Source organism: Mesorhizobium sp. B263B2A, assembly GCF_020165775.1.
Classification (GTDB): domain Bacteria; phylum Pseudomonadota; class Alphaproteobacteria; order Rhizobiales; family Rhizobiaceae; genus Mesorhizobium; species Mesorhizobium opportunistum.
The window spans coordinates 1-3,812 of sequence record NZ_JAIUIU010000056.1; the positions used below are offsets into that span (position 1 = coordinate 1).

Annotated in this window: 1 protein-coding gene, 1 tRNA gene and 2 rRNA genes; all 4 read right to left on the minus strand. The window is 54.1% G+C overall.

Annotated features, from left to right (window positions below):
• Nucleotides 1-77: transfer RNA gene (locus tag LB568_RS33270), tRNA-Met, on the minus strand.
• A 245-nt stretch (nt 78-322) separates the two neighbouring features.
• Nucleotides 323-437: ribosomal RNA gene (gene rrf, locus LB568_RS33275) — 5S ribosomal RNA — on the minus strand.
• 276 nt (nt 438-713) lie between these two features.
• Nucleotides 714-3,535: ribosomal RNA gene (locus LB568_RS33280) — 23S ribosomal RNA — on the minus strand.
• 68 nt (nt 3,536-3,603) lie between these two features.
• Nucleotides 3,604-3,812 (minus strand): hypothetical protein (locus tag LB568_RS33285; protein ID WP_224732392.1); only part of this gene is annotated, 209 nt, incomplete at its 5' end.

Here is a 3,812-nt window from a genome sequence, read left to right on the forward strand (position 1 = left end):
TGGTTGCGGGGACAGGATTTGAACCTGTGACCTTCAGGTTATGAGCCTGACGAGCTACCGGGCTGCTCCACCCCGCGTCAACCCTAAGCAAGCGTTTGCTTGCTGATCTAAGCAAGCGCTTGCTTGCTGATCTAAGCAAGCGTTTGCCTGCTTTGGACGTAAGCCTGGGCCTATGAATAGGATGGCCTACAGATAGGTAGATGGCTCACCAAATGAAAGGGCCGCTTTCGCGGCCCGTGGTTTCCCGATTGGCGGGCCATGTTCGTAAAGAGAAGATTTCACTGACATCCGGTTGGATGTGAGTTCAACGTGCGTTTGGCAGACCTGGCAGCGACCTACTCTCCCGCGTCTTGAGACGAAGTACCATCAGCGCTGGAGCGTTTCACGGCCGAGTTCGGAATGGGATCGGGTGCAGCCGCTCCGCCATAACCACCAGGTCGGCAAAACGCACGTTGTTTTCGAGAAGCTGGGTTAGGGATTAGGCAGCAGGGAATAGTGAGTAGGGAAACCCGCTCGCTATTGGCTTGTGCCGTTTGCCCGTCTTTCCGTGCCAATGGCGACGTTCATTGCAGGGCGCCCCGGGCGTAAGCCCGCAAGCGCGACTGCGCGTCGCCGGTTTTCCGGCGCCCTCGCGGAGCATAGGCCCCAGAGGGGCCGCTCATGCGTGAGCGCTGGCCAGATCATCGTGTTCACGATGAGCATAAGGAATGAGAACGATCAAGCCGATCGAACTATTAGTACCGGTAAGCTTCAAGCGTTGCCGCTCTTCCACACCCGGCCTATCAACGTGGTCGTCTTCCACGGTTCTCAGGGAATACTCGTTTTAAGGTGGGTTTCCCGCTTAGATGCCTTCAGCGGTTATCCCGTCCGGATATAGCTACCCTGCTATGCGGCTGGCGCCACAACAGGTCCACCAGAGATCCGTCCATCCCGGTCCTCTCGTACTAGGGACAGATCCTTTCAATATTCCTACACCCACGGCAGATAGGGACCGAACTGTCTCACGACGTTCTGAACCCAACTCACGTACCGCTTTAAATGGCGAACAGCCATACCCTTGGGACCTGCTCCAGCCCCAGGATGCGATGAGTCGACATCGAGGTGCCAAACAACCCCGTCGATATGGACTCTTGGGGGTCATCAGCCTGTTATCCCCGGCGTACCTTTTATCCGTTGAGCGATGGCCCTTCCACGCGGGACCACCGGATCACTATGACCGACTTTCGTCTCTGCTCGACTTGTCAGTCTCGCAGTCAGGCAGGCTTATGCCATTGCACTCAGCGAACGATTTCCGACCGTTCTGAGCCCACCATCGCGCGCCTCCGTTACTCTTTAGGAGGCGACCGCCCCAGTCAAACTACCCACCATACATTGTCCCGGACCCGGATAACGGGCCGCGGTTAGACATCCATAGTAATAAGGGTGGTATTTCAAGGGTGGCTCCACCTGAGCTGGCGCCCAGGTTTCAAAGCCTACCACCTATCCTACACATGCCACTACGAATGCCAATGTAAAGCTATAGTAAAGGTGCACGGGGTCTTTCCGTCTAACCGCAGGAACCCCGCATCTTCACGGGGAATTCAATTTCACTGAGTCTATGCTGGAGACAGCGGGGAAGTCGTTACGCCATTCGTGCAGGTCGGAACTTACCCGACAAGGAATTTCGCTACCTTAGGACCGTTATAGTTACGGCCGCCGTTTACTGGGGCTTCGATTCAGAGCTTGCACCCCTCCTCTTAACCTTCCAGCACCGGGCAGGCGTCAGACCCTATACGTCGTCTTGCGACTTCGCAGAGCCCTGTGTTTTTGATAAACAGTCGCTACCCCCTGGTCTGTGCCACCCTCCTCCACTTGCGTGGAAAAGGGTCACGCTTCTTCCGAAGTTACGCGTGCAATTTGCCGAGTTCCTTCAGCATAGTTCTCTCAAGCGCCTTGGTATACTCTACCAGACCACCAGTGTCGGTTTCGGGTACGGTTTATAAGGAGGAGCTATTTCCTGGAACCACGCAGCAGCCCGTTCAATCCGATAAGATTGGACTACCTCAATGATCCGTCACTACCTCCAAGCCCACGAATATTAACGTGGTTCCCATCGACTACGCGTTTCCGCCTCGTCTTAGGGGCCGGCTAACCCTGCTCAGATTAGCTTTAAGCAGGAACCCTTGGTCTTTCGGCGGGGGAGTCTCTCACTCCCCTTACGTTACTCATGTCAGCATTCGCACTTCTGATACCTCCACCACCCCTCACGGGTATGGCTTCATCAGCTTACAGAACGCTCCGCTACCGCTTGGCCCTTGCGGACCAAACCCTAAGCTTCGGTGTATGGCTTTAGCCCCGTTACATTTTCGGCGCAAAGACCCTTATTTAGACCAGTGAGCTGTTACGCTTTCTTTAAATGATGGCTGCTTCTAAGCCAACATCCTGGTTGTTTTGGGATCCTCACATCCTTTCCCACTTAGCCATAACTTGGGGACCTTAGCTGTAGGTCAGGGTTGTTTCCCTTTTCACGACGGACGTTAGCACCCGCCGTGTGTCTGCCGACTAGTACTCCCAGGTATTCGGAGTTTGGTTAGGTTTGGTAATCCGGTGAGGACCCCTAGCCCATCCAGTGCTCTACCCCCTGGGGTATTCGGTCGACGCTCTACCTAAATAGATTTCGCGGAGAACCAGCTATTTCCGAGTTTGATTGGCCTTTCACCCCTAGCCACAAGTCATCCCGAACTATTGCAACAGTTATGGGTTCGGTCCTCCAGTAAGTGTTACCTTACCTTCAACCTGCTCATGGCTAGATCACTCGGTTTCGGGTCTAATGCGACGAACTGAACGCCCTGTTCAGACTCGCTTTCGCTGCGCCTACACCTAACGGTTTAAGCTTGCTCGTCACACTAAGTCGCTGACCCATTATACAAAAGGTACGTGGTCACCCAGGACGAACCTTGGGCTTCCACTGTTTGTAGGCAATCGGTTTCAGGTACTCTTTCACTCCCCTTGTCGGGGTGCTTTTCACCTTTCCCTCACGGTACTAGTTCGCTATCGGTCATGCACGAGTACTTAGGCTTGGAGGGTGGTCCCCCCAATTTCAGACAGGATTTCACGTGTCCCGCCTTACTCGAGGACGATTGATTGCATTACGCGTACGGGGCTGTCACCCACTATGGCCCTACTTTCCAGAAGGTTCCGCTTGTCTCTCAATCGCCACTGGCCTGGTCCGGGTTCGCTCGCCACTACTTCCGGAGTCTCGGTTGATGTCCTTTCCTACGGGTACTTAGATGTTTCAGTTCCCCGCGTTCGCCACTTTATCCCTATGTATTCAGGATAAGTTACCTATTATCGATACTTGGAAACCACAGCAGCAAGTCGGCCTTGCGACCTTCCCGCTGCTCTGATTTTCCAAGTACCTTAGGTGGGTTTCCCCATTCGGAAATCTACGGATCAAAGGGTATTCGCACCTCCCCGTAGCTTATCGCAGCGTATCACGTCCTTCATCGCCTGTGCATGCCAAGGCATCCACCAATTGCCCTTAAGACACTTGATCGTTCTCATTGCCAATGCTCACCCGCGCAATCCCGAAGGAATTGCCGCTTCAGCCAAACCCTTGCGAGGTCAGCGTCCGCGCAATCCAAAGGATTGCACCTGAACCAGATCCTGTGCGGGACCCAATTCGATGTCATTGGCACAAAAAGACCAGCTTCTCGAGATCGGTTCGAGGGCGCGGTTAGGCAAACCCATCATATGCGGGAGATTGAGCGCCTCCCGCGACAAATCATGAACCTTGCGATCCATGAAGTTCGAACAAATCTTCTCTTTACAAT